This is a genomic window from Prosthecobacter sp., from assembly GCF_044222565.1.
Taxonomy (GTDB): domain Bacteria; phylum Verrucomicrobiota; class Verrucomicrobiia; order Verrucomicrobiales; family Verrucomicrobiaceae; genus Prosthecobacter.
Map to the genome: position 1 here is coordinate 1 of NZ_JBGANA010000021.1, position 25,678 is coordinate 25,678.

28 protein-coding genes and 2 pseudogenes are annotated in these 25,678 nt (G+C 60.8%); 23 read left to right on the forward strand and 7 right to left on the reverse strand.

Annotated features, from left to right (window positions below; genetic code table 11):
* The 6 genes and pseudogenes from ACILSR_RS24720 to ACILSR_RS24745 all read left to right on the forward strand — a co-directional run.
* Window positions 1–895, forward strand: a pseudogene (locus ACILSR_RS24720) (hypothetical protein); the annotation flags it as partial.
* 145 nt (window positions 896–1,040) lie between these two features.
* On the forward strand, window positions 1,041–1,697 hold the full coding sequence (locus ACILSR_RS24725; protein WP_395752483.1) for a hypothetical protein: 657 nt from the start codon (window positions 1,041–1,043) through the stop codon (window positions 1,695–1,697).
* A gap of 488 nt (window positions 1,698–2,185) precedes the next feature.
* Window positions 2,186–2,773, forward strand: coding sequence for a hypothetical protein (locus ACILSR_RS24730; RefSeq protein ID WP_395752484.1), 588 nt, complete (start codon window positions 2,186–2,188; stop codon window positions 2,771–2,773).
* Between the two features lie 512 nt (window positions 2,774–3,285).
* Complete coding sequence (locus ACILSR_RS24735) at window positions 3,286–3,540, forward strand: hypothetical protein (protein WP_395752485.1); 255 nt, start codon at window positions 3,286–3,288, stop codon at window positions 3,538–3,540.
* 84 nt (window positions 3,541–3,624) lie between these two features.
* Window positions 3,625–3,882: a hypothetical protein gene (locus ACILSR_RS24740; RefSeq protein ID WP_395752486.1), complete on the forward strand. Its 258-nt coding sequence runs from the start codon at window positions 3,625–3,627 to the stop codon at window positions 3,880–3,882.
* A gap of 12 nt (window positions 3,883–3,894) precedes the next feature.
* Window positions 3,895–4,572, forward strand: a complete 678-nt coding sequence (locus ACILSR_RS24745; protein WP_395752487.1) for a site-2 protease family protein — start codon at window positions 3,895–3,897, stop codon at window positions 4,570–4,572.
* 405 nt (window positions 4,573–4,977) lie between these two features.
* Here ACILSR_RS24745 and ACILSR_RS24750 read toward each other — a convergent pair whose 3' ends face one another.
* Window positions 4,978–5,424: a hypothetical protein gene (locus tag ACILSR_RS24750; protein WP_395752488.1), complete on the reverse strand. Its 447-nt coding sequence runs from the start codon at window positions 5,422–5,424 to the stop codon at window positions 4,978–4,980.
* Window positions 5,425–6,236: 812 nt separating this feature from the next.
* Complete coding sequence (locus tag ACILSR_RS24755; protein ID WP_395752489.1) at window positions 6,237–6,833, reverse strand: hypothetical protein; 597 nt, start codon at window positions 6,831–6,833, stop codon at window positions 6,237–6,239.
* Between the two features lie 70 nt (window positions 6,834–6,903).
* Here ACILSR_RS24755 and ACILSR_RS24760 point away from each other — a divergent pair, with 70 nt between their 5' ends.
* Entirely contained in the window at window positions 6,904–7,164 is a 261-nt protein-coding gene (locus ACILSR_RS24760) for a hypothetical protein (protein ID WP_395752490.1), read from the forward strand.
* 676 nt (window positions 7,165–7,840) lie between these two features.
* Here ACILSR_RS24760 and ACILSR_RS24765 read toward each other — a convergent pair.
* The 4 genes from ACILSR_RS24765 to ACILSR_RS24780 all read right to left on the reverse strand — a co-directional run bounded on the left by ACILSR_RS24765 (window position 7,841) and on the right by ACILSR_RS24780 (window position 10,898).
* Window positions 7,841–8,245, reverse strand: a complete 405-nt coding sequence (locus ACILSR_RS24765) for a hypothetical protein (protein WP_395752491.1) — start codon at window positions 8,243–8,245, stop codon at window positions 7,841–7,843.
* A 196-nt stretch (window positions 8,246–8,441) separates the two neighbouring features.
* A complete protein-coding gene (locus ACILSR_RS24770) occupies window positions 8,442–8,900 on the reverse strand; it encodes a hypothetical protein (RefSeq protein ID WP_395752492.1) in 459 nt (152 codons plus the stop codon).
* A 691-nt stretch (window positions 8,901–9,591) separates the two neighbouring features.
* Window positions 9,592–10,209: a hypothetical protein gene (locus tag ACILSR_RS24775; protein ID WP_395752493.1), complete on the reverse strand. Its 618-nt coding sequence runs from the start codon at window positions 10,207–10,209 to the stop codon at window positions 9,592–9,594.
* 104 nt (window positions 10,210–10,313) lie between these two features.
* Window positions 10,314–10,898 (reverse strand): hypothetical protein, encoded by a 585-nt coding sequence (locus tag ACILSR_RS24780; RefSeq protein ID WP_395752494.1) that lies wholly within the window; start codon window positions 10,896–10,898, stop codon window positions 10,314–10,316.
* Between the two features lie 1,294 nt (window positions 10,899–12,192).
* Between ACILSR_RS24780 and ACILSR_RS24785 the strand changes: the two genes are divergently transcribed.
* From ACILSR_RS24785 to ACILSR_RS24850, 14 genes and pseudogenes are all read left to right on the forward strand, one after another.
* The gene (locus ACILSR_RS24785) at window positions 12,193–14,460 is read left to right on the forward strand and encodes a hypothetical protein (RefSeq protein ID WP_395752495.1); all 2,268 of its coding nucleotides are present in this window, start codon (window positions 12,193–12,195) and stop codon (window positions 14,458–14,460) included.
* A gap of 99 nt (window positions 14,461–14,559) precedes the next feature.
* A complete protein-coding gene (locus ACILSR_RS24790) occupies window positions 14,560–14,850 on the forward strand; it encodes a hypothetical protein (RefSeq protein WP_395752496.1) in 291 nt (96 codons plus the stop codon).
* Window positions 14,851–14,854: 4 nt separating this feature from the next.
* A complete protein-coding gene (locus ACILSR_RS24795) occupies window positions 14,855–15,007 on the forward strand; it encodes a hypothetical protein (RefSeq protein ID WP_395752497.1) in 153 nt (50 codons plus the stop codon).
* 22 nt (window positions 15,008–15,029) lie between these two features.
* Complete coding sequence (locus tag ACILSR_RS24800; RefSeq protein ID WP_395752498.1) at window positions 15,030–15,914, forward strand: hypothetical protein; 885 nt, start codon at window positions 15,030–15,032, stop codon at window positions 15,912–15,914.
* Window positions 15,915–15,963: 49 nt separating this feature from the next.
* Window positions 15,964–16,344 (forward strand): hypothetical protein, encoded by a 381-nt coding sequence (locus ACILSR_RS24805; RefSeq protein ID WP_395752499.1) that lies wholly within the window; start codon window positions 15,964–15,966, stop codon window positions 16,342–16,344.
* Window positions 16,345–16,349: 5 nt separating this feature from the next.
* On the forward strand, window positions 16,350–16,757 hold the full coding sequence (locus tag ACILSR_RS24810) for a hypothetical protein (RefSeq protein WP_395752500.1): 408 nt from the start codon (window positions 16,350–16,352) through the stop codon (window positions 16,755–16,757).
* The gene (locus ACILSR_RS24815; RefSeq protein WP_395752501.1) at window positions 16,754–17,428 is read left to right on the forward strand and encodes a hypothetical protein; all 675 of its coding nucleotides are present in this window, start codon (window positions 16,754–16,756) and stop codon (window positions 17,426–17,428) included. Before ACILSR_RS24810 ends, ACILSR_RS24815 begins: the two co-directional genes overlap by 4 nt.
* Before the next feature lie 65 nt (window positions 17,429–17,493).
* Window positions 17,494–17,814, forward strand: coding sequence for a hypothetical protein (locus ACILSR_RS24820; RefSeq protein WP_395752502.1), 321 nt, complete (start codon window positions 17,494–17,496; stop codon window positions 17,812–17,814).
* Window positions 17,811–17,939, forward strand: coding sequence for a hypothetical protein (locus tag ACILSR_RS24825; protein ID WP_395752503.1), 129 nt, complete (start codon window positions 17,811–17,813; stop codon window positions 17,937–17,939). Before ACILSR_RS24820 ends, ACILSR_RS24825 begins: the two co-directional genes overlap by 4 nt.
* Before the next feature lie 82 nt (window positions 17,940–18,021).
* Window positions 18,022–19,740, forward strand: coding sequence for an IPT/TIG domain-containing protein (locus ACILSR_RS24830; RefSeq protein WP_395752504.1), 1,719 nt, complete (start codon window positions 18,022–18,024; stop codon window positions 19,738–19,740).
* A gap of 26 nt (window positions 19,741–19,766) precedes the next feature.
* On the forward strand, window positions 19,767–20,570 hold the full coding sequence (locus ACILSR_RS24835; RefSeq protein WP_395752505.1) for a hypothetical protein: 804 nt from the start codon (window positions 19,767–19,769) through the stop codon (window positions 20,568–20,570).
* 87 nt (window positions 20,571–20,657) lie between these two features.
* On the forward strand, window positions 20,658–21,725 hold the full coding sequence (locus tag ACILSR_RS24840; RefSeq protein ID WP_395752506.1) for a hypothetical protein: 1,068 nt from the start codon (window positions 20,658–20,660) through the stop codon (window positions 21,723–21,725).
* Window positions 21,704–22,273 (forward strand): annotated as a pseudogene (locus ACILSR_RS24845) (glycosyltransferase family 29 protein); the annotation flags it as partial. The gene ACILSR_RS24840 and the pseudogene ACILSR_RS24845, both read left to right, overlap by 22 nt.
* Entirely contained in the window at window positions 22,270–23,124 is an 855-nt protein-coding gene (locus tag ACILSR_RS24850; RefSeq protein ID WP_395752507.1) for a glycosyltransferase family 2 protein, read from the forward strand. The pseudogene ACILSR_RS24845 and the gene ACILSR_RS24850, both read left to right, overlap by 4 nt.
* Before the next feature lie 11 nt (window positions 23,125–23,135).
* Here the strand turns inward: ACILSR_RS24850 and ACILSR_RS24855 are convergent, their stop codons facing one another.
* Window positions 23,136–23,855, reverse strand: coding sequence for a hypothetical protein (locus ACILSR_RS24855; RefSeq protein WP_395752508.1), 720 nt, complete (start codon window positions 23,853–23,855; stop codon window positions 23,136–23,138).
* A 189-nt stretch (window positions 23,856–24,044) separates the two neighbouring features.
* Between ACILSR_RS24855 and ACILSR_RS24860 the strand changes: the two genes are divergently transcribed.
* Together ACILSR_RS24860 and ACILSR_RS24865 are read left to right on the forward strand one after the other, a co-directional pair.
* The gene (locus ACILSR_RS24860; RefSeq protein ID WP_395752509.1) at window positions 24,045–24,476 is read left to right on the forward strand and encodes a hypothetical protein; all 432 of its coding nucleotides are present in this window, start codon (window positions 24,045–24,047) and stop codon (window positions 24,474–24,476) included.
* Window positions 24,477–24,489: 13 nt separating this feature from the next.
* Window positions 24,490–25,539 (forward strand): hypothetical protein, encoded by a 1,050-nt coding sequence (locus ACILSR_RS24865; RefSeq protein WP_395752510.1) that lies wholly within the window; start codon window positions 24,490–24,492, stop codon window positions 25,537–25,539.
* Window positions 25,540–25,678: the final 139 nt, after the last annotated feature.

The window sequence follows — 25,678 nt, forward strand, 5'->3', positions numbered from 1 at the left end:
GGTGCGGGGGGCTGGGATGGCGGAGGGGGAGATGGTGATGGAGCTGCATGTGCGCCATGGAATGCCGCTGCTGCATGTGGCGGTGGCGCTGAACCTGAGCTATGCGCGTGTGTGCGAGCTGTGGAAGGTGGTGCGGGCGGAGATGGGGGCGCGGGCGCTGAAGTCGGTGGAGGAACGCAACGGGATGCGGGAGCACCTGGGCTTGTTGCTGTGGCGGACGCTGGAATGCACGTTTCCAGAGGTGTCTCTGCATGCGACGGGTGCAGCGGGTGCGGCGGTGAATGGGGTCGCGCAGGCGGGGGCTGCAGAGGGGGCGGGTGCTGGTGCGGCTTCGGCTTTGGCTTTGGGTGCGACTCTTGCTTCGGCTTCGGCTTCGGCTTCGGCTTCTGATTCTGATTCTATGGCTTTGGGTGCGACGGTGAGGGCTGCTGATGGGGCGGCTGTTGGGGCTTCTGATTTGATTTCGACGTCGGCTACAACTGCGGCTTCGGCTCGTACTTCGGCTGCGGCTTTAACTTCAACTGCGGTTTCGTCTCTTACTTCGGCTGCGGCTTTTACTGCGGCTTCGGGCTCGTCTTCGTCGGCTGATTCGGCTTCAACTGCGGCTCTTGCTCCGGCTGCGGGGTTGACTGGAGGTGTGGTGGCGGCGTTTGGTGGTCGCGGGGGGATGGTGGTGGAGGTGGATGAGGCGCTGGTGGCTGCGACGATGCTTTCGGTGCGACTGAAGGCGATGGATCAGCTCTCGAAGCTCTATGATTTGAACCTGGCTCTGGGCGGGAACGGTGACGGGAACGACGATGGTGGCGTGGGCAGGCGCTATGGGACGCCGGAGGAGATCGCGGCGGCAGTGCGGGAGCGGGTGCTGGCGCTGTGGGGGCACCGAGGGGTGGAGTGAGGCAGGATGCTCGATGCTGGATGCTGGATGCTGGATGCTGGATGGTGGGGGCTGGAGGCTGGATGCTCGATGGTGGATGCTGGATGCGGATGCGGATGTTTTTTTGTTCTGTGGTTTGAGGTGATTGGGGTATAACTTTATTTTTATGGATGAGGACTTTGGTGCTTTTTCTCCTTTGTTTGAAAAGTCGGGCGGCTATCTGGCGCTGCTGCATCTGGGTGGTGGGGCTGAGGAGGTGAAAAGAGTGAAGGAGTGTGTGCAGAGCGCGGTGGATGCGCAGAGGGATGTGGTGGCGCTGCTGCAGGATCTTAACTGGAGGCCGACGCTGGTGGCGTGCGTGGCGGCGCTGTTTATGAAGGGGGACGAGACTGTGGTGGCGACGCTGTGGAATCGCCTGGACTCGGGGAGCTGGGTGGTGCCGCAGATCGCGGTGACGCTGGCGCGGGTGGATCCGAAATTTATGACGAATGCGCGTGCGCGATTGCTGGCGCACTGCCCGGTGAACGGCTCTGTGCTGCGTGGGATGACTGTGTCTGAAAGGCATTCGGCGGCTGGGCCGGCGGGCCTGGTGGGGCGCTCAGCGAAGGCGGCGAGTGCGCTGGTGTGGCTGGTGGGACGGATGATGACCCCGCCACATGAGGAGTGGTTTGAGAGGCTGAGGGCCTCGGCGGAGCATCGGGCGCTGGTGGCGGAGGATGTGGATGGCGGGGGGCGGATCGCGGAGCGGTGGGAGAGGCGGCTGACGGAGATTTTGGCTGCGATGGAGTTGGCGGATGATGTCGGGCCGCAGTTAAGCTCCTGAGCTATGTTTGGCTTTTTCGAATCGCGCATCTCGAGCACGAGGCTGGATCCGGCGCCGCTGGGGGTGCTGGCGCGTGGGGTGCTTGTTTGTCACGGCATGTGGCCACTTTAGCTTCGTTTGGAGCTCCAAATGTGTTACCTATGTCCTGAACCTGCACCCTGGATGCTGGATGCGGATGACCGGAGCGGGCTAAAGCCCGAACTACGTACGTGCGATGGGTGTGCGGGGCTGGGGGATGAGGAGAGGGCTGCTGGGAAGCCGCGAAGGGAAGGCCGAACTACGTACGCGCGGTGGGTGTGTGGGGCTGGGGGATGAGGAGAGGGGTGAATGGGGCTGGTAAAAGATGGGGGGTAAAAGATTTTGTGCCGGAGATGGGTTGGAGATTTTTTGGGCTCGATTTTTTTTGTGATGGGATGTGTGATGTGGTGCGGTGGTGAGTGGGGGCTTGTGTGTTTGTTTGTGACTATTTTTTTATGCTGTGTTTTGCCATGAGTACTTTGAGGCTGTGTTTGTTTCTGTTTTTGATGCTGGGTGCCGTGGGCGCGGGGGTGCGGGCGGAGGATGGGGTGTGGATGCGCGGCGGGGGGCATGCTTCGGTGAAGGCGTTTGTGGCGGCGGGGCGGGCGTTTCTGCCGGCGACGACGCCGGGGTCTGATCTGGCGGGGCTGTTTGCGGTGCCGGAGATGGGGGAGGTGGATCGGGGAAAGCCGGTGCCGGCGAAGTCGGTGCAGGAGTGCACGGAGCTGTGGGCGAACGAGGAGTGCGCGCTGGTGCTGGCGGTGGCTTCTCCGCCGACGGTGGCGACGAGGTCGCGCGTGGGGGTGCTGTTTCTGCTGCGGCGGCAGGAGGGGCTGTGGAGGATCGCGGATCTGCGGCGGTTTTCAGCGACGGGCAAGGAGTCGCTCATCGAGGCGGAGCAGACGGCGTTTGCGGGGACTGGCTACGCGCTGGGCCGTGAGGGGATGCGGCCGGTGGTGACGGTGAAGCAATGGCACGGGGGCCGGGGCTATGCGTACGGGATGTCGAGCTCGTATACGATCGCGGGCTGGAAGTTGGTGAGGATGGAGCCGGAGTGAGACGGTGCGTCGGTGAGACGGTGAGACGGTGCGTCGGTGAGACAGTGAGTGAGTGAGCGAGAGAGCCGTTGACTGAGTGAACTGGTGAGTGAGACAGTGATTGATTTCACAGACCGTTGACAAGAGGTTTCGGCCTGGCTGGCAGGAGCTGGCTACTGCATGGCGCGTGGGGTGATGGCGGGGTGTTGAGGGATCAAGATGATCCCTCTCCTGCCGGAGGGGCTGGGGTGGCGTGGGTGCGTCTGGGAGGATGGGGATGCTTCTGGGGCCGCGACGCTCGGCCGGGGCTGGCATTTTCATTTCTGCCCGCAGCCTGGGAAGCGGACTGAACGCGCAGACTTGTTTCAAGTTCCGTGGTATGAGCGTGTGGCGAGGGACGGAAGGGGGCGATGATGATGTTTTGAAATGAGGGCTTGCCGGGAGGCGGTGTGGCGATCTATTTTTGCCTGATTGCTTGTGGTTTTTTTCGGCACTCGTCCAAGATCATCTAGTCAAACCTGTTATTTTCTACCATGCTTATGAACGGTCTTCCTTCTATTCTTGCCATTGGCCCTGTTGGAAACATGGAGCTGCTGATCATCTTTGCGCTGGGGCTGGTGCTGGCGCTGGTGCAGGTGGTGCCGTTTTGGTTTATCTGCAAGAAGACGGGGATGTCGCCGTGGCTGAGCTTGATCACGCTGATTCCGCTGGGGGTGCTGATCCTGAGCTTTGTGCTGGCGTTTGGGGAGTGGCCGGCGCTGAAACGGAACGGGCCGCCGGGGATTTGATTTTTGGGTGCGCTGCCTTGCTGCGATGTGCGGGCGAGGTGGTGGCGGATTTGAGCGATTTTTCAATCTCACCTCTTATTGATTATGATGATGCTTCAGGCTGCTGCCCCTTCCCCTCCGCCGACTTCTGTTCTGGGGTCGCCGATTGTTTTTGCTTTTCTGCTGCTGGTGCTGACGCTGGTGCAGGTGGTGCCGTTCTGGTTTATCTGCAGGAAGGCGGGGATGTCGCCATGGCTGAGCCTGATTTCGATGATTCCGCTGGGGACGCTGGTGCTGACGTTTGTGCTGGCGTTTGCGGAGTGGCCGGCGCTGAAGAGGGATGGGCAGCAGGCGAGGTTTTGAGGAGGTGGCGCCATGATGCTGCTGGGGTATTTTGTTGTTTATGTGCTGATCCTGACGCTGGTCTTTAATGTGGCGACGGTGCTGCTGTGCCGGCGGCTGCGGGTGGGGGTGACGGAGTTTGGGGTGTTCTATGGGCCGAAGCTGGCGCGGTGGCAGGTGGGCGGGTGCGAGGTGTCGCTGGGGCTGCTGCCGACGGGGGGCTTTGTGGGTGTGGATCAGGTGGCGATGAAGCGGTTCCCGGTGGGGGCGCGGGTGCTGATGGCGGGGATCGGACCGCTGGCGACGGCGAGCGTGGGGCTGCTGCTGCTGGGGGAGGAGGGCTTCAAGCATTTCCTCACCAGTGCGCTGGCGCATCTGGGGCCGGGGACGCTGCACCCGCTGACGGTGGGGGTGGACTGTGTGGCGCGTGTGGCGGTGATGGCTGAGCTCTCCTTTTGGAGGGGCCTGGGGGTGATGGCGGCGGTGAATACGGCGTTGGCGCTGCTGCCGCTGACGCCGATGCCGATGTATCGGGTGCTGGCTACGATCTGCGGACGGGGGATGACTGAGAAGGAGGAAGGAAAGGATGGGATGACGCTGGTGCAGATGCTGGAGGTGGCGGGGGCGATGCTGGTCTTTGTGGCGGGTCTGCTATGGGGACTGGCGGTGGTGGTGTTTTTCTGGCGGCTGGTGATGTGGGAGGGGGGATGAATTATGAAGGATGAATTATGAATTATGAAGGATGAATTATGAATTATGAATTATGAAGGATGGTAGGTTGTGGTAGTGGGGTGCTGGGGAGTGGTGGGGATGTTTGGTTTTAAACGATGGCCGGAGGCTGGTAAAAGATGGATGGTAAAAGATTCGGAAGGGGTTTCTGTTTTTTTACCCTTCACTTTTTACCAGGTGTTTATTGGCATCTGACCTGTGCGGTGCGGCATGAGTGGAGGCAAATGGAGGACTGAATGGTGAGCGATGGATGGGGCAAGGCGGATGAGCTGCTTGCGAAGGGGCTGGCACGGAGTTCGAAGGCGAGTTCGAGTTCGAGTTCGAGTTCGAGGACGGATTGGACCGGCTAAAGACGGTACTTCAATACGGAGAGGCTGTGCGTGGGGGTTACCAGCGGAGGTTTTTGGTGAGGACGACGCCGATGGGGTGCTCGGAGCCGTCGGGGTCGCGGTAGTAAACGAGGTAGGTTTCGGGGGAGAGCTTGCCGAGGTCGAGGTCGGGGCATTTGGAGCTGAGGCCGGCCTTGGTGGTGCGGGTCTTGAGGGTGAGCCAGATGGTCTGGTCTTTGCGGGTGATCTCGGGCGGAAGGCAGGCGAGGGCGGACTCGAGGCGGGTGGGCGTGGTGGTGATGGCGCGGGTGCCGGAGACGTCGCAGTCGATGGGGAGGATGATGTGGCCGCGGGGATCGAGCCTGGGTTTGCCAAGGGCGATGCCGCCGAGGCTTTCGATGGTGCGGTGGTCGAGCTTCTGGGTGTGGGTGCTGCAGGAGGTGCTGAAAAGAGTGAGGACGCTGAGGACGAGGGTGGCTGACAAGGACAAGATGTTGGCTCTCATGGTGGCTGGATGAGACACGCGGGGTGGTGGGGTGTTCAACACAGGTTGGCGGCGGCGATGATGGGACGGTTAGACAATGAGACAATGAGACAATGAGACAATGAGACAATGAGACAATGAGACAATGAGACAGTGAGACAGTGAGACAGTGAGACAGTGAGACAGTGAGACAGTGAGACAGTGAGACAGTGAGACAGTGGGACAGTGGGACAGTGAGATGGGCAGATGGGCGGACTGGGAGATGTGTGGCGGGGCGAGGATGGGTGATGGGGAGTGGGGGTTGGCGAATGAAAAGAGAGAGATGCTGAGAGTTGGTATTTGATGGTTGTTTCCTGGGAGGGATAGTAACGGGGAGGCGGGATCTGAAATGGTAAAGGAATTTAGGCCCAAAAGATTTTTTTTCAGAGGTTGGGATTTGGGGCTGCCGGGAGCTGTGGGGTGACGGCGCTGGGGAGGAAGATTTGTTCTGGAGGATGGTGTGGGGTGAATGGGATGTGACTGAGGCGTGGAGGGAAGATGATTTTTTTACTGAAGGGTCGGGTGTTGCGGGACGGGAGGTGCAGGAAAAGAGGAAGGCCGCAGAGACTGGGAGATCTCGGCGGCCTTCGGATGGGCGTTTCTGGTGTGTGTTTGATCGTGGCTGTCTGACGAGGATGGCGCTGACCTGGTCTCAAGCGGAGGGGTTCCCCTGGCAGAGTTGATCGCGGGCCTGGTGTTTTCACATGAGAGATGACGCTCCCGCAACGGCACTGGCACCGCGGCCAGGGCTCCTGAGGGAGCGCCGCACCCTGAGAGGCGGCTTCAGAACGGGGCTAGTCTCTGGCGTTGCTGCGGGCTCGGGCGAGGTATTCGGCATCGAGCTGCTTTTCGAGCCGGCGGAGTTCGGCGGCGCGGGCTTCTCCGAGCAGCGTGGTGAGCTGCACTTCGGCGAGGGCCTGATTGACGTTTTGATGATTGCTGAAGTCGGATGCGCCGTTGACGCCGGCTTTGAGGAAGTCTCTCCTTCTGGCCATGACTTCGCCTTCACGCTCTTCGATGATTTTAATGACGGAGTCCGCGGTTTCGGGATCGAGATTCCACCGGGTGAAGAGTTCGCGGCAGCGGGGCTCGCGAAAGCGCATGACGGTGTCCAGGAGGCGGCGCTCCATCTGGGGGGTCATCCTGGAATAGGCTTTGGCGGCGTGGTCGCGGAGCTTTTGGTCGGTGTCTTCAAACTTTTTCCTGGCGTTGTCCAAATAGGCCTGCAGAGCCTGGGGGTCGGTGATGACCTTCGGGCTGATCTGCGGCGTGTTTTTTTGTGCGACGGGAGGCGGTGCGGGCTGGGGACTTATGGTATTTTGCACCATGCCAAGGAAGAGGCCGCCTGCGAGCAGCAGCGGCAGAGCGAGGGTGAGCAGTTGCTTTTTCATATGGGGTGCTTTGGAGCTGGCCTACCGGCCCGGACTGCGGACCGGTAAGCGCTGGTTCAATGAGGAGGAGGTGTCCATTCTGAAGCCGCATCTGGTGATCACGATGAATCTGGGGAGACACCTGCAGTCGCTGGGAGAAATGGAGAGCCCTGGCAAGGAGGGATCGGCAGAGGTGTACTGGCTGCGCAGCGGTGGGCACGGGGCGCTGATGGTCAACATCCGCCACTTTGCGGCATGGTCAGGGGTGGGGGACATCGAGGACTATTACATACGGGTGTGCGCTGCGGTGAGGAAACATCTGCCAAAGGTGCAGGAAACGACGATGGCGTGAAACCTCGCATGCAGGGCTTGCTCATGAACGCATCCCTCAAGGATCGGAATCGTCTCCATTAGCGCGGGTCCAGAGGCCGGTGAGGGGTGAGTATAAGTGGGCGTGGTCGCTGATGATGAGGGCGGTGCCGTGGATGGCGGTGAGGGGGGAGGCTGGAAGGTGGAGGGCGCGAGGAGAGGGAGGTTTATGATTTGGGATTTCGGAGGGGAATGGGGTGGGGCAGAGTTTGGGGTGACGATTTGTGTGTGGGGGCGTTTTTGCTCTGGGGCGGATGGCGTTGTCTTTCAGATCAGCTTTCAAAAATATTCTCCCATTGCCCGGAAGGCGGAGGGGGGGCAATGGGCTGCGTTAAAGCATTTTGAAATGTTTTATAGCCTATTGAAACTGTGCGAGCTAGCAGGCGAAGGGTCGGCACATCTATGGGCCGCACAGCTTCCAGTGGGGTGATACAAGCGTTTTGTGACGGCGATATCCGCTCAGAGGACTGAGCGGACCACTTTGCTGGCGCCTCTTTCGTGAACTCCGTGGATGTTTTTCAGCTTTGGGGACGACCACACTCTTATTTAAGATGCTATAGTCGCTTGTCTGGTATTTTCAAATAGCAGATGGTGCTCCCGCCTTGCCACTGGGGACGCTGGGTTCGCTGGTCAAAATGGTTCTCTTTTCGAAAACGGGTCTATGCGGGGCGGTGGGGACGGGTGGCGCGGAGGTAGTGGGTGGCGGCGAGGGCGAGGAGAATGACGAGGGCATCGGTGGTGGCGATCTGCCAGCCGTCTGTCAATTCGGGGAGCTGGATGGCTTGGCGGAAGTCGTTGATGATCCAGATGAGGGTGTAGAGGCTCATGAGGACGGCGGCCTGAATGAAGAGGGGCGAGAAACGACGGATGAGGGTGGTGAGCAGGAGGAAGGCAAAGTAGGCGAGGGGGAAGCTGACTTCGAAGTAGAGCCGGAAGTAGGTGCCTGGTTCAGGGGTATTGTGGCGCATGCCTTCCATCATGAGGCAGATGCCGAGGAGGCAGATGCCGTAGAGGGTGCCGAGGATGAGAAGGAGGCGGCTGAGAACGCGGAGGGTCGTGCGCATGGCAGGTGGTGTCGGTTTGATTTTGACTAGCGCATGGGAGGTGGTGGGGCGTGATGGAGGGGCTGGTCGGCTGAGGGTGATGGGAGTGCGTGGGTGCGTGGGTGCGTGGGTGCGTGGGTGCGTGGGTGCGTGGGTGAATGAGTGAGCGAATGAGTGACGGGCTGGCAGCCCGTATCACGGTCCTGAACGGGGGCTTTTATGAGGAAGTGTTTTGGTAGGTGCGGGTCCAGAGGTCGGTGAGGCTGCCGTAGAGGTCGGCGTTGTCGCTGATGATGAGGGCGGTGGCGTCGATGGGGATGGGCATTTGATCGAGGCCGGTGAGGAGCTGGCGGAGCGCGGGGGTGGCGGTGGCGAGGGCTTCGCTGCGACAGTAAACGACGATGAGCTGGGAGCCGCGATGACGAACGACGCGGCCGCGAAGGAAGCCGCCGTAGTCGGGCTCGTCCTTGACGATGTGCTCGTAGCCGCGTGGTGGATACGCGGCGTGGCTGGTGCGGGCATCGTGCAGGCGGCCGTCTGGATAGATCCAGAAGACGTACTCGGGCGTGCCATGTGTGAGTGCGCGGATGGCGGTGCGACGGCCGCGGTAGTCTTCGGCAAGGAAATCGAAGGTGAGGGCGGCGTGCGCGCGGGGGATGGAGCCAAGGGTGAGCATGAGGATTTTTGTTCTCTGTTCTCTGTTCTCTGTTCTCTGTTAGCTGTTAGCTTTTATTGAGGCTTGCGCAATAAGCTGACACGATCGGAATTCGCTTGAGGGGGATGATGCGGGGAGGCAGCGACTGCGTGGCGGAATGGCGAGGCAGACGCTGCTGGGGGACGCGGTGTGTAAAGAAGGCGCTGGGTTTGCTTTCCTGAAGGATGCACCACGTACCAGGGTAGCCTCGCCGAGACTCGGCAACCCTTCGCTATGTTACGGAAGGCCCTTGGCCTTCAAGGCAGAGGTGTCAGTCTATTGCTCAAGTCTCAATAGCTGTTAGCTGTTTGTTAGAGGGGTATGTGGGTGGTGGGTGGTGGTCTGGGTAGCAAAATTTAGCGTGTGAAGATTTCTTTCCGAGGTGGGGCGGGTGGGCGAGATCCGCTCTCAAAAATCTTGTCACATCGCCCGGACGGCGGAGCTGCTCCATCGGCTGCGTTGGTCGCTTGCCTGCTGTTGTCAAATAGCGGGCGGCGCTGCCGCCTTGCCACTGGGGCCGCTGGGTTCGCCGGGATCGCCGGTCAAAATGATTCTCTTTTCGAGAACGGGTCTGGAGAAAAGGAGAAGGCCGCGGAGATGGGGAATCTCGGCGGCCTTCAGAGGGGCTGTTTCTGGTGAGTGGTTGGTGCGAGGTGTCTGATGCGGGGCGCGTTTAGTCGTTGGCGTTTGCGCGGGCATTGGCACTGGCGCGAGCACGGACGCGGTATTCGGCGTCGAGCTGTTTTTCAAGCTTTCGCAGTTCGGCGGAGCGGGCTTCGCCGAGGAGAGCGGTGAGCTGGACATCCGCAAGGGCCTTGTTGACGCTCTGCTGAGTGCGGTAGTCTGCGGCGCCGTCAATGCCGGCTCTGAGGAAGTCTCTTCCGCGGGCCATGACCTCGGCTTCACGCTCTGCGATGAGCTTGATGGCGGTGTCCGCGGTTTCGGCATCGAGATTCCAAGTTTTGAAGAGGTCACGGCAGCGGGGCTCGCGAAAGCGCATGACGGCATCGACGAGGAGGCGCTCGGTCTTGGGGGTCATGGAGGCGAAAGCCTTGGTGGCGTGCTCGCGGAGCTTTTCGTTGGCTGCTTCGATTTTCTGGCGGGCAGCGTCGAAGGAGGCTTGCTGATCGGCCTGCGAAGGAATGGCGAGACGCGAAGGCTGCGTGACACCGGGTGCAGACCGGGTGGGCGAGGCGATGGGAGCGGGAGCGGGAGAGGGGCTGCGCATGCCATAAAAAACGGCGGCGAGGAGCAGGAGGGGCAGCGCGAGGGTGAGCAGTGGATTTTTCATGGGTGCGTGCGTGAGTGCGGCGTGTGAATGGATGTGGGCGATGAGCCTGCCAGTCAGCCCTGAGGGCGGACTGGCAGGCGTGTGGCAGGGAGCTCTAAACGCCATCAGACTGGGATGGGATCTGGATCACCCGGGGGGTCGGTAGGGTCATCATCGGGCGGAGGGGGAGGATCATAGACGGGGATGGGATCGCCATTGTAGGGAGGAGGATCCTGGGGAGGATCCTGAGGTGGGTCTTCAGCGGGCGGCGGGTCTTCATAGGCGGGATCCTGGGGGACGCCCTGTCCACAGGGAGGATTCATCGTGCACTGAGGGATGCTTTGCAACATCTGCGCTGCGGTGGCGATGATCGAGTCGGCCTGGGCAATGGAGGCGGTGAGCTCACTGATTTGCGTGTTGAGGTTGGCTATTTCATCGTAGTCGGGGTCTTCGAAATAGAGCTGCAGATTGAGAGCGTCCTGAGCGGCCTCGAGCGAGGTCTCCATGACGTCTTTTGCTGCGGAGGCACTTCCGGCCTGCTGCGTCCAATACTCCCGGTTCCAGCAGTTCTCACAGACGGCGAAGGAGTGGAGCTGCATGCCGATGAGCATGAGGATGATGATGAGGCCTGACTGAAGCAGGCGCGCCAGGGGAGGCTGCTGCAGGCGGCGCCTGCGCGTGTGCATGGGTGGTATGTCTTCATTCTTCATGGTATTATGGTTTCCTTGTCTATGTTTTGGTTTTCCTTGCTTTGGGGGACTTGGGCTGAGAGCGCGAGGGACCGCAATGGATCTGGCGCTCGCGCATTCAGGATGAGATGAACGGGCGGTGACGGCGTGCGATGGGATGATCCCGAAGGGGAGATGCAGGTCTGCTACAGACAGTGGACTCGACCACAAACTATGAAAATTGAATGCCACTCTGTAATAGTTTGTTTCTTAAGCGTTTATTTGTTTTGCATAAGCGTTTCGCTATTTTGTTATGTATTCTTTTTTACATCTTTGGATGTTTCCTTCATTTTTCCAATCTTATTCCGCTCCCCTAAATAAAAATTTAGAGGGCACCTGCATTGAGGTATAAAAGTGCGTGGCATGTGCGCATCCCATCCCCGGTGCTGCGAGCAATGCCAGCTGCGGGATCCGGGCGTGAAGGGAGATGGCCCGAATGGTGCAGGCCGATTTATGGCTCTCCATAATCTTTTGTGGTATTGGCTGGTATTCTTTTCAAACACTGTACTCTCTTGGAGAGCAGAGGTGGAAGAAAGCAGGAATGGAAAGACGTTTTTGATGCACGGAAACGCATAAACCGAGCATGGCTGGGGGCCGACGGACAATGGAGCCGCAGAGCAGCGCGATTGCTTTGTTCAAAAATTACGATGCAGCCCGAAGCAAGGCGCTTGATCCCGCCCAAAAAACCGCGATAGCGCGCATCGATGCCATGCTGGCGAGCTGCGACTCTCTGGCGCTGAAAACTACGAAGAACATGCGAGCACGGGGCGAGCGAAACGAGAGAGATGAACGAAGTGAGGCCGAAGGGTGAGTGAACAAGACTGAAGACGAAGAGGCTGACGCTGTGAGCGAGGCCAGCCGAGTGAGGCGAGGCAGACGGCCGCATGATGCGAGGCAGACGGCGGCAGGATGCGCTGAGAGTGAGCGTGGCGAGTCAACCGCGAGGACAAAGGCGCAGACGCATTTTGAAAACAACGAACGAGATTTGCGATGGCGCGAAGTTTTTTTCTGGGGCGGAAAAGAAAGTTGTTGCGGTGTGAAATGGAGACCCAAGGAGTGGGAGGTGTCAGCCTGACGGAGTGGAAAACTCGGAGGGAGATGGCTTTGAGTTCCCGGTTCGCTGTTCTTTGCGCTCTGTTCCTCGATGTGCTGTTCCCGATTTTTTCCGGGGGTGGTGCGGGGATGGTGGGCTGATGAACGGGGGCGTGGGGACTGCCGGCGGGCTTTTGGGCTTGTCCACTTTCGATTTGAACTCTTCTCCTCTTCTTTCTCTCGCATGCCTTTGATTCCACATCCTTCGGTGAATGGTTCTGCTTCGGCGGACATCCTGGCTGCGCTGCGGGCGAAGGCGGCGCTGGTGAGGAAGCGGAGGAAGACGCCACTGGAGGATGCACTGGCGGCTGGCGGTGGCTCGCGTGCTGTGCGACTGGTGCAGTGGGCGCGGACGCAGAAGGCGAACTATGATGCGGGGCTGGTGCAGTGGCGGGCGAACAGGGTGAAGTGGGCGCAGGAGGCGCAGGATGTGTTTGAGCATCGGGCACGGGCGCGGAGGGAGAGGATGGATGTGGAGGAGGCGGGTAGCGTGTTTGAGGTGGCGAATGAGTCGGTGAATGTGGTGGCGTCTCTGGCGGAGTTTGCGGCGGCGCAGGCGGAGCAGGACATCTATGGCGGGGAGCCGTGGTTCGCGGCGAATCCTGTGGGGAGGACGGATGGGAAGCTGGCGGATGACATTCAACACCACCTGCAGTGGGTGTTTCGCGATGGACGATATGTGGATGCGCAGTGCCTGGGGATCGACCAGGCGGTGACGCTGGGGGAGTGCTTTATGAAGACGCTGTATGCGGTGGATGTGGATGTGTATGAGGCGGTGACGCCGTGCCTGCATGCGGATGGGAAGCCGGTGATGGACGGGCGTGGCGAACATGTGACGACGGATGCGCAGGTGGCGGGGCTGGGGAAGATGCGTGGCAGGCTGGAGTGGAAGGATGCGTATGAGACGCGGAGGGTGATCTTGCGTGAGGGGGTGGAGGCGATGCCGATCCACTTTAATGACATTTCTTTTCGTGAGGATGCGCCGGAGCTGGATCTGCGGCATACGAATGTGTATGTGAGCGTGGAGATGAGCACGTTTGAGGCGATGCGGAGGTTTGACCTTTCGAAGGAGGATGCGATAAGGCTGGCGCGGTGCGCGGTGGCGGGGACGCGGACGGATGAGGAGGTGCAGCGTGAGAGGTCTGCGGATGCGTGTGCGGTGGGTGCGCCGGAGGAGACTGCGCTGGGTGAGGAGGAGGCGGACAAACTCATTAACACGCGGGTGAGGCTGATCGAGGGATACATACGGGCGGATGTGACGGGGACGGGGAGGGAGGCGCGGATGTGCATTGTGTTTCCGCCGCTGCATGAGGACTGGATTGTGTGGGCGGATTACCTGGCAAATGTGTCGCCGAATGCGGAGCTGCCGATCAAGTGTGAGGTGTGGGAGCCGGTGCCGCACAGGCTTTACGGGCGGGGTTTTTTCTCGAAGTATGCGTATCTGCAAACGGGGACGGATAATCTGTGGAATCAGGTGCACTTCCGGAATGAGATGCATGCGAATCCGCTGACGGCGATCCACGAGGAGAACTTGCTGATGGATGAGGACGGGGGGGATGTGGTGATCGGGCCCGGAAGGACGCTGAAGCCGAAGGCGGGGAAGCGGCTGGGGGATTGCGTGGAGTTTGCGCAGCTGCCGGATGCGGATTCGCGAAGCATGGAGCTGTTTCAGGTGGGGATGCAGCTGGCGCAGCTGCGGAGCGGGATCACGAGTGCGAGCCAGGGGGATTTATCAACTGTGCCGGAGAGTAATACGGCGACAGGGATAAGATCGCTGATAAGCCGTGCGGCGGTGCTGCTGAAGAAGCCGGTGCGCAGGCTGCGGCGTGCGAAGGGGCGGGGCTTTAGCTATGCGGTGAAGCTGTATTACGCGAACTTTGACCGTGAGGAGGCCTTCGTGTGGGGTGAGGGGCACAACAAGGAGCTGGTGCGGATAACGCCGGAGCATGTGCGTGACCTGGACATTGATGTGGTGATGCTGCTGACGCAGGAGCAGAACCAGACGAAGCTGGAGGGTGCGAAGGCGATGATGCAGATGGAGCAGACGTATTCGGCGCTGCCGGAGGTGGACAAGGCTGGGGTACGTGTGGGGATGGTGCAGGCGCTGAAGGCGCTGGAGTTTTCCAACGCGGAGGAGATGGTGCGCAAGCCGATGCTGACGGTGGAGAGCTGCCTTTCGATATTGCCGCCGGATGAGGCGGAGAAGCTGAAGGGGATGCTGGCGAATGCGCAGCAGGGCCAGCAGGCTGAGCCTGGGCAGCAGGCTGACCCTGGGCAGCAGGCTGAGCCTGGGCAGCAGGCTGAGCCTGGGCAGCAGGCGGCGGGTGGGTCCCCTGCCCTGGGCGCGGCTGCTGGTGCGCCGGGGGCCGCGGGTGCTGATGCGACTGGGGCTGCGGCTGCGGCTGGTATCGCGGGCTCGGGGGCTGCGGATCCTAACTCGATGCGAGGCTGATCTTCATGGATACCATGTTTTGCTTCTTTATGGTAGTTTAACATAAACGTCTTTTGCGGGCCATTTTTTATAACAACAACTAACTAACCTAAAAACCCTATGCCTACGACTAAACGCCGAATGACTCTGGATCCGCAAAGCACGCCGGGTGCGCTGCAGGAGATGGTACCGAATGATTCTTTCCGCGCTGTGACGCCGTCTGACACTGTGCCGATGAAGGGCGGGCCTGCGCGTGCGCTGTATGTGGGGGGCGCGGGGGACGTGACGGCGGTGAACGAGAACGGGGCGGCGGTGACCTTCGCGGCGGTGCCGGCGGGGTGCGTGCTGCCGATCGTGACACGACGGGTGAATGCGACGGGGACGACGGCAACGAACATTGTGGCGCTTTGATTTTATGATCGCTCTTGGACTTGGACTGACGCTGTGTTCTGGCTGCCTACCAGGTGATACCACGCCTGGTGGGGCGGATGATGTGCTGCTGCTGGCGGATGGTCCGGGTGGACTGCGGCTGGCGGATGGCTCCGGCTTTGTGCTTCTGAATTACTAAACCTTCTACCTTTCCTCTCTTTATGTCTGACAAAACTCTTGCTTCTCTGACTGCCGCCACTCCTGCCACGGGAGGTTTGATCTATGGAACGCAATCGGGCGCTGATCGGAAATTTACGCTGTCGGGCCAGGGCGCGGCGCTGGTGGAGGCGGCGACGGCGGCGGAGCAGAGAACGGCGCTGGGGCTGGGGGCGATCTCGACGGAGGCGGGGAAGTCTGCGTTCATTGCGGGTGGTGCGAATGCGAATGTGCTGGCGTCAACGGGGTATGAGGTGACGGGGGCGGAGGATGCAAGCATGGTATCTCTGGCAGGCACGCTCAATACCACCAGCGCTGTGAACGTTTTTGACCTGCAGTTGATTCATTCGAACTTGGGATCAGGCTCCAGCCTGTTCCGAGTGAGATCCGGATCTTCAGGCACCACAGACATTTTCAACATTTCCTATATCGCTGGAGCGTATGGAATTATCACCTACGCAGGAATGGACATTGCCAACCATTCCATCAATCTTGGATACTTCCAAAGTGGCATCAATCTGGCACAGTCGTGGTACCTTGGGTGGAGTTCAACAGGTCCTTCATATGATGCTCCTGATTTGTTTTTATGCAGGTCGTCTTCTGCCACCTTGCAGCTAGGGAAAAACCATGCAACGGCAGCAACGAACCAGTGCATCCAGGCCCATGACGTGACGACTGGCACAGGGGCTAGTCTGACAATTGCGGGGGGCAAGGGGAGTGTGGCGGGTGGGGAGGTGATTTTGGGGACTTCGGCGACTGATGGGGCGGCGGTGGCGCGGCTGACCGTCAAGGCGAGCGGGGTGATCAATGTGGCGGGGATTCCGACTTCGGCGACGGGACTGTCTGCGGGGGACCTTTATTCCAATGGGGGTGTACTGACGGTAGTGTGATGGTGCGGATGTAAAAGCTTCATTTTTCTATTAACTGCTTATGAAACTCGTGAAAATACTTCAGCTGCATGCGGCTTTGTCGAGCTTGTCGGGGGCGGTCACTCATATGCATGAGGGGAGGCCGGTGCAGGCGCATTTTAGATTTACGGGGGCGACGCGGATGGCGATCGCGAAGGCGGTGCGGGTGCTGACGCCGTTTGTGGAGGATCACAAGACGGCGGTGAGCGGGATTGTGAAGCAGATGGGCGGGCCGTGGGAGGAGCAGGTGGTGTGTGAAAACAGAGCGAGGGCGATTGAAGAGATCCGAGCTCTGGAGGCGGTGATGGTGGAGGGGGTGCCGGTGATCGCGCTGCCGATGGCGGAGTTTGTGCATGATGACAATCCGGTGCCGCCGGCGGTGCTGGAGGTGCTGCTGGACCATCTGAAATAACCGATATGAAATTTACTTTTGATCCTGCCCAGTTTGAGATGCCGTGGTCTCTGTGCACCTGCATCATTGGTGCGGCGCTGAGTGCGCTGGGGGTGGTGGGGGCGACACTGGCGGGGTGGATGGTGAGGTTTGCGAGCATTGATCCGCAGGAGCTGGCGATCCAGCCGCTGCATGTGGTGCTGATCGGGTTCATCATTGCGCTGGCGATGTTTATTGTGCTGATTTTGCGGGCGGTGTGGGGCAAGGGGATTGAGACGGTGAACCGGTTCAGCGATGCGCTGGAGAATCAGGCGAACCACATCGCAAGGCTGATCGATCTGCAAACGAAGCGGGTGGAGAAGCTGGAGGCGCTGAGTTTTGATGCGCTGCGGGACAAGACGCTGGCGAGTTCAACGGGAGGTGCAAAATCATGAACCGGACGTGCTACATCGCGATCAATGGGATTCGGACACGGCCGGGTGATGCGGAGGGGTGGACGGACCGGTTTGTGACGTGGATCAACACGCGGCTGCCGGACGGGGTGGTGGCGGAGAAGTTTGAGTATTACTGCTCGGCGCTGCTGCGGAGGCTGCGGCAGAGGGAGCGGGCGGATGCGATCAGCAAGAAGGTGGGCTATTACCGCAGGGCGGGTTATCGCATCGTGCTGGTGGGACATTCGAACGGGTGCGACCTGATCGCGCGGGTGCTGGAGGCGTGCGGGGCGGAGATCGATGCGGCGCATCTGATTTCTCCGGCGGCGGATGAGGAGGATTTTGCGGAGGCGATTCGTGAGGGGCTGATCCGGCGCATTCACCTCTATGGCTCGCGCAATGACGGGGCGCTGAGGTTTGCGTGTGTGACGCGGCGGCTCATCGGCTGGCTGGGGCTGGGCTATGGGAGCCTGGGACTGCGGGGGCGGGAGTTTGAGGCGCTGTTTCCGGAGGTGGTGAAGGACCACAGCGATGATGCCTGCGGGCACAGCACCTGGCTGCGGCGCGGGCAGCGGTTTGAGGACCTGATGCAGGCGATCAAGCTGAACGATCTTCTGGATCAACGAATACCAGTTCATACCACGATGCTGTCTCCGGCGGGGGAGGTCTGGTGATGAGGGATGGAATGGTCCATGGCGGCGCGGGCCGGGCATCAGGCATTCAGACTTTTGAACAAACCATGAACAGGCAAGACACCATGAAAAAGATGAGACTAATGCCTCTGGCAGCGCTGGTGCTGGCGATGGCGGGGCTGACGGGCTGCGCGGATCCGGCGATGAAGATCAACACGCCGGCGGTGCGGGCGCAGGTGATCGGGGATGTGGAGAAGGTGCTGCTGGCGGGCGGCGGGGCTCTGCTGATGTCCGGAGGCGATGGCGATGCGGCAGTGGCGGCGATGACGGCGCAGGAGGTGAGGAACATCCCCGAGCTGCAGCGGGTGCTGGACCAGCAGCGGGGCGTGGCCAGCGCGAAGAATGCGGGACGGGAGGTGAGGCCATGAATGTGCTGCTCGGAATCGCGGCGGGGGCCTTGTTTCTGTGGGGACTGAGGCTGCTGGGGGACCGGAAGGCGCGGGATGTGTCTCGGGATGCTGCGGAGGAACCTGAGGATTTTGATTTCGACTGAAGCACCCGTGGTAGTTCCTTTTACTTTATAGCACTTTTTCACGAATTTTTTTCAATACTGAACCTCAACTGAATCAGAACCCATGCCTGCACCTACTGTAACCAGCATCTTACCAGCCAGCGGCCCGCTTTCCGGGGGAGCGAGTGTGACGATCACCGGAACGAATTTTACCGGGGCCACGGGCGTGACCATCGGGGGGGCGGCTGCGACGAGCCTCACGGTGGTGAGCAGCGCGAGCATCACGTGCACCACGCCGGCGGGCAGCGTGGGAACGGCGAGCGTGCTGGTGACAACGCCGGACGGCACGAATGCGGCGAACACGCTTTATACCTACCAGGCGGCGCCGACGGTGACGGGGATTTCTCCCACCAGCGGAGTGAACTCGGGTGGCACGGCGGTGACGCTGACGGGCACGAATTTCACGGCGGCGACAGGCGTGACGTTTCGCGGCGTGGCGGCCACGGGTGTGACGGTGGTGAGCAGCACGAGCATCACGTGCACCACTCCGGCGGGCAGCCTGGGTGCTGCGAGTGTGGTGGTGACGACGCCGAGCGGTGCGAATGCGGCGAACGGACTTTTTACCTATGTGCCGCTGCCGCCGACGGTGAGCAGTGTTTCGCCGACTTCCGGATCGACGCTGGGAGGCACGAGTGTGACGCTGACGGGAACGCATTTCACCGGTGCGGGGGGAGTGACGATCGGCGGTGTGCCGGCGACGAATGTGGTGGTGAACAGTGACACGAGCCTGACCTGCATTTCTCCCGCGGGGAGTGTGGGCACGGCGAGTGTGGTGGTGACGACGGCTGGCGGCACGAATGCTGACAACAGCCTCTTCACGTATGCGCTGACGCCGCCGGTGATGAGCGCCATTTCTCCGGCGCTGGGGACTTCCGCCGGAGGCACGAGTGTGACGCTCACGGGTGCGAATTTCACCGGGGCCACGAGCGTGACGATCGGCGGCGCGGCGGCGACGCGGGTGGTGGTGGTGAATGATACGACGATCACGTGCATCACGCCTGCGGGCAGCGCGGGGACCGCGAAGAGCGTGGTGGTGACGACGCCGAACGGACACAACGCGGACAATCTGCTCTTCACGTATGTGCTGGCGCTGCCGACGGTGGTGAGCGTGGCTCCGCCCATCGGCACGGCGGCCGGAGGGACGAGTGTGACGATCACGGGCACGTATTTGACGGGGGCCACGGGTGTGAGCATTGGCGGCATGCCAGCGACGGGTGTGACGGTGATCAATGACACGACGCTGACGTGCATCGCGCCAGCGGGACTTGCGGGAACGGCGAGCGTGGTGGTGACTGCGACGGCGGGCGCGAGCGCGGAGAACAACCTGTACCTGTATGTGGAGGGTGTGCCGGCGGACACGTACGTTTATCTCAAAGGCGGACGCGGGGATGGCTTTGTGCCGCTGTGGACGGGGACGCTGACGGAGGAGGGCATGGTGGGCGATGGCGGCGCGATCCTGGGCACGGCGGGCAAGGAGGTGAGCGAGCCGTATCGGGACATCTTCACTTCTTCGACGGTGACGCAAAACTACGGCAGCTATGGCGTGGGGTTTTACATGATCCCGTTTGTGTCCGGTGGCACGGGGTCCGCCTTCTATCCTGATGAAGCGGGCACTGTGGCCAACAGTGGCAAGGGACGCCTCTCCGATGAGGTGGCACACGTGAAGCCGCGGCAGTACACGCGGGTCTCCACGTGGCTGATCTTCACTTCTCAAAACGGCCTGCCGTACAAGTTCCGCAAGGATCTGGTGCTGGGCTGGGGGGCCAAACCACGGTCTGAATAATCCAACAACGCGCACTCAAGATCATCATGCCTTTGCTCGATCAAAACTTTGACTGGGTGGACACGCCCAATCCTGCTGAGCGGTGCTTTTCCATCACTGCGAAGGAGGATGCGGGGTGCGAGATTCCGGACTTCATCAATGGCGTGGTGCTGTGGAGCGACTGCCCGGCGTGGATCAAACGTGCGGAGGTGGTGCCGGCGGCGCTGCAGGGTTACACGCTGGTGCATGCGGTGAAGGCGGGCTACCAGCAGCGCACTTTCATCTTTGGCAGGACGCGCACGGTGGAGGAGCGAAACACGCCCTACCAGGTGGAGTGGGTGAAGCGGCCGAAGGACTGGCCGACGGTGCTGTACAAGCTGTGGTTTGAGGAGGGGAACCTGCCGCTGACGGCGGTGGATGCGAGCGGGAGCATCGAGAGTGCGAAGCGGGTGTATGAGCGCTCAAAGTATCGGCGCGGAGCGATCTACCCGACGTGGCACAAGATCAGCCACTTTCTGGCGGAGCGGCCGTTTGCGAAGGTGCACTCGATCATTCCCATCACGGACACGATCAACTATTCGTTCGACGGGATCAGCGGGAGCTTTCCGGACTGCCTGCACCCGGGCTGCCGTTTTCCGCAGTTTCAGACGAGCGGGAAGGTGGTGTTTGGCGCGGGCACGCCTTCGGTGGAGGTGGGCAGCGACATCGTGGCGCAGGAGTTCCCTCCCACGGCGATGACGGACTGGGAGAAGCATGCCATCGAGGACAACCGCTACCAGGTGAGCGGCATGTACTACCGCCAGCTGGTGGAGGCCTACCCGCCGATCGATGACCGGGAGAGCACGGGCTGAGGTCAAAGGAGCGCCGCAGATTGTTTCTGCTGTTAATACCATTTTCTACCACGTCCGAGCACTGATCCCCTTCCCTTCTGAGTTTTTATGATTCCCGACCGTCCAACACCGCCCGAAGGCCACTGGCTGGCCAGGCAGAGCATCGTCGGGCAGGATGGCATCCAGAGCGTGTCTGGCATCGGCCAGAACGGGATGGTGCTGCGCCAGCCTGCGCAGCATGAGGTGAACTACGAAAGCGGCTCTGACTCCATGCAGGTCAGCGTGCCGCCACCGGCTACGGGGGCGACGCGAGGACTGTGGTCGGGGTTTTTGATCAGCCTGGGGGTGGATCTGGGAGCTGATGGGGGGACGCCCACTCCAACCACTCCGCCTCCGACGACAACGACCACCACCACTGTGCCGCCGACGACTACGACCACCACTGTGCCGCCGACGACTACGACCACCACTGTGCCGCCGACGACTACGACCACCACTGTGCCTCCGACGACTACGACCACCACTGTGCCTCCGACGACGACTACCACCACTGTGCCTCCGACGACGACTACCACCACCGTTCCTCCGACGACGACTACCACCACCGTTCCTCCAACAACGACCACCACCACCGTTCCTCCGACGACAACGACCACCACCGTGCCTCCGACGACAACGACCACCACCGTGCCTCCAACAACGACTACCACCACCGTGCCTCCGACGACAACGACCACCACCACCGTTCCTCCGACGACAACGACCACCCCCGTGCTTCCGACGACAACGACCACCACTGTGCCTCCGACGACAACGACCACCACTGTGCCTCCGACGACAACGACCACCCCCGTGCTTCCGACGACAACGACCACCACTGTGCCTCCGACGACAACGACCACCACTGTGCCTCCGACGACAACGACCACCACTGTGCCGCCGACGACTACGACCACCACTGTGCCTCCGACGACGACTACCACCACCGTTCCTCCGACGACGACTACCACCACCGTTCCTCCGACGACGACGACAGTGCCGCCAACTACCACGCCACCGCCAACTACCACGCCACCACCAACTACCACGCCACCACCAACTACCACGCCACCACCAACTACCACGACTCCGGAGCCGACCACCACACCACCACCGACCACCACGCTCATTCCATGAAAAGCACCTGTATTCTCGTCGGAAATGGCCCCAGCGTGCTCGACTCGGCACGCGGAATAGAGATCGACTCCCATGAACAGGTGGTGCGGTTCAACCGGTTCACGCTTGGGGATTTCGCCCGGCATACCGGGTCGCGCTGCGATGTCTGGTTTACGGTGCGTCCAGTATGTCTGTCGGCCGTTCAGTCCCGGCACCCATGGAAAAAGGTATGGTGCCACTCATGGGAGCCGAAGGCAGAAAAGTGCGAGGTGTTTCAAAGCCACCGCACATCTGAGGCAGGTTATGCCGTGGAAAAGATCGATCACAAAATCCTGACCGAAATCTCGGACTATTTCGAAGCGGGGTTCACCTACTGGTCCACCGGACTTCTCGCCATCTGGATGATGCTGCAGGAGCATGCTGATGTGACGATCACGGGCTTCGACTGGTGGGAAAGGACCCAGCATCACTACAATGACCAGGAAATCCGCGGCACGCTGCACAGGCCTGAACTGGAGCGTGACTGCATCAAGCGACTGACCGCGGAAGGACGGCTGCATTTTCTATGAAACGATCCCTGACCATTGGCATGCTGACTTATGACGACTTTGACGGCGTGTACTTCACCGTGCAAAGCCTGCGACTGCACCACCCCGAAGCGATGGAGCAGGTGGAGTTTCTCATACTCGACAACCACAGTGAAAGCGCGCATGGACAGGCGGTGCGTGATCTGACGGCCTGGGTGCGCCAGCCAGTGCGCTATGTGCCGATGACCGGACGCACGGGCACCGCACTGCGCGACGCACTCTTTGAGCAGGCAAAGACGCCGTATGTCCTGTGCCTGGACTCGCATGTAATGCTGGCCCCAGGAGCGCTGGCAAAGCTGATCGACTTTATGAATGCCGGCCTGGATGAAGGAAACCTGCTGCAAGGCCCGCTGATCATGGACAATCTGGACCAGTTGCAGACGCACATGGACCCGGTGTGGCGGGAGGGGATGTGGGGCATCTGGGGGCATGACAGGCGTGGCGATGACATCGAAGCTCCGCCGTTTGAAATTCCTGCGCACGGCATGGGGCTGTTTGCCTGCCGCAAAGAGTCGTGGCTGGGATTTAACAAAGACTTTCACGGATTCGGCGGAGAGGAATGCTACATCCATGAAAAATTCCGCCGGGCAGGCCGCAAAACTCTGTGCCTGCCTTTCTTGCGCTGGCTACACCGGTTCGCAAGGCCGGGAGGCATCCCCTACCCCAACCGCTGGGACGACCGCATTCACAACTACCTGCTTGGCCATGCGGAGCTGGGGCTGGATCCTGAGCCGATGATCGAGCACTTCCGCAGCCATCTGGGAAAGGCTTTTGTGGATGCCACCTGTCTAGCCATTCGCGCCGGCCAGTTCAGCGGAACAGAGTCGCGGTAAAAAGAGCGCGCTCAGCGCTTTTCGGCCACGGCCTTCATGTAGCGGCGGCCTGTGTCCGGACGGTCGAGCATGGCTGTGCCGTCGCCGTTGAGCGTCATGATCCAGGTGGTTTTGTCAGCAAAGGTGATGTTGATTGTGTCGGTGCCCTTGGCCCGTTTCCATTTTCCGGGTGCGGTGTTGCTCATGGTGAAGTCACCGTTTGATTTCAGCTCGATGTTGGCGAGCGAATTGTTGTCCCCTGGCTGCATGTGGTAGGTCCAGAGCTGCGGCACGATGGCAGGCGCCAGCCGCTGCCCCACTTTCCCGGCCTCGATCTCCGCGCGCACCTTGGTGAGTTCGTTCACGGTTTCCAGCTTGGAGCCAGCGGCGGATTTGAGCATGCTGTCGATGCGGGCGATGCTGGACTTTTGGACGGGGGCGAGGGCTTTGGCGCGGGCTTCATCGTACATGGTGAAGAGCTGTGCGGCGCTGGGCTGGGGATCGGCGACGGGTTCGCCGGTGAGTTTGACTTTAAGCTGCTCAGTGAGCTGTTTCGCTCCATCGGTATCGCCGCTGGAGACGAGTTTGGTGATGAGAGGGGTGGTGGCTTTTTCGAGGGACTGATTGAGGCGCTCGACGGCCTGGGCGGCCTGCTTGCGGTAGTCTGTGGCGATTTGTGCGGGGCTGTCTGCAAATGAGGTCGAGGTGAGTGCTGCGGTGGCGAGCAGGAGCGCGAGGAGAGCTTTTTTCATGGTGTGGTTGAGGCTGCGCGAAGATACGCTGCGGCGCAGAGCCGCAAGAAGATTCGGCATGGCTCTCCATCGCCATAAATAAAGTTTCAAGCGATGCGGTCGTGGTGGCTGGCAGGGAGGCGGGAGGAGTGGATGCGGAGTGGGAAACGAATTGCATGACGGATGTGGAGACGCATGGATGGCGGGATCATGATGAGACGGATCATTCGGATGGCAGGCTGGCTGGTGGCGACGGCTGTGGCCGCCTACGGCTTGCTGCTCGGGTATGCGACGTTCGGGATTGACGGGGCCCAGGAGCTGAAACGTGGCACGATTCTCGGGGAGCTGCTGCTGACCAGTGGTCCCATCCGCTCGTTTCCTGCCAGCCTCATTGACGGTGAGAAACGCTATTTTTACTGCAATGGCGAGCCTTCGGGCAGGAGTGCCAACACTCTCGTGATTCGAGTTTCAGAATACGATCCGGCCATGATGCAAAGGTGTGTGGACTGGCTGGCGAAATGTGGCTTTGCCAGGCATGACACCAACACTGCCGGCACTCTGACCCGGATGCAGGCAGACGATCAAAGGGAAGCGTGGGTCGAGTTCAAGGACGGCGACGTTGTCATGACGGTGCAACATTGATGGGGATGCGACGATGAAGTGCGCCACGCAGGGGGGCAGCGGCGGCAAATCTATTTTTTCCACCGGTCTGGCTTTGCACCGAGGCGGGTTTTCGGGAAAGCTCGGTGGCGAGGGCGGCCTCTTGGGCGCTTCTGTATTTATGACTTTGGAAGACGCTGTCATTCTGATCAACAACCTTGACTTCAAGGAGTCGCACCGGCGGTATGCTTCGCGGCACGGGCTGCTGCTGTTTGATCGTGACGGGCAGGTGGTGGCGGTTTATCGTTACAAGGAACAGCCTGACGAGTGGGAGCAACACAGGACCATCAAGCAGCATCCTGGATGCCTGCAGATTTCAACGAGCCCAGGGTGGTATCCTTCGATCGAGGAGCTGAAGGAAAGGATTGACGATAGCATGAGGCTGTTTGCCCACACAAAGACGGCATCGTCGGCGGCGGATGCCAGGCAGACGGTGCGGAGCGGGCATTTTTATCATCCCGCGAGTCTGATGCAACGATGGCGGGATTTCAGGTGGGATGCCGTGGTGGCTTTGTCCGGGGAGCAGACGGTGCTGCTGTACTGCCACTTGAGGGCTTGCGAGAGGAGTCTGTTCAGCCTGGAAGAGGGCCTGTGGATTCAGTTCATGGAATACTATTCCGCGAAGGAGATGGCCGGCATGCGGAGATTCGTGGAGAATCTGCGCGAGTGGATTTCGGCGCCGGCACAGGGTGGGAGTGTGGGAGCGCTCAAGCTGCTGCGGGGGCGGCTGGTTGCGCGGTTGAGCGGGCGGGCTCCTGAGCGGTGTCACTTCCGGCTCTCGCTGCTGAGCGCGGCGGAGAGGGCGCTGAGGAGGTTCATGGAGCTTCGTTTCGTGCGGGTGCCGCCTAGCGTCGCGGAATTGACGGCTCTGCGCCAAGAATTCGCGGAGCTGCGGGCCTGTGTGGAGAGCGGGTGCGGGATCCTGCGCTGGCTCCCCGTGGCCAATGAGGTGGACTGCTTCTACAAGACTCTGTCTCTGCGGTCCTATTCCATCGCGGAAATCCTGGAGACACTGCAGCAGCAACCTCCTGACGGCCGCGCGTGAGGCGGCGGCGGATACCCGCCGGTGCGCAGCGGCATGCTCAGAATGCCAGGCAATGATCCCATGGCTTGGCTGCATGGCGGTGCTGACTGAGGGGGCATTGGGCTTGCCGACGCGCCTTGTCTCATGCATTCCGGGAGGG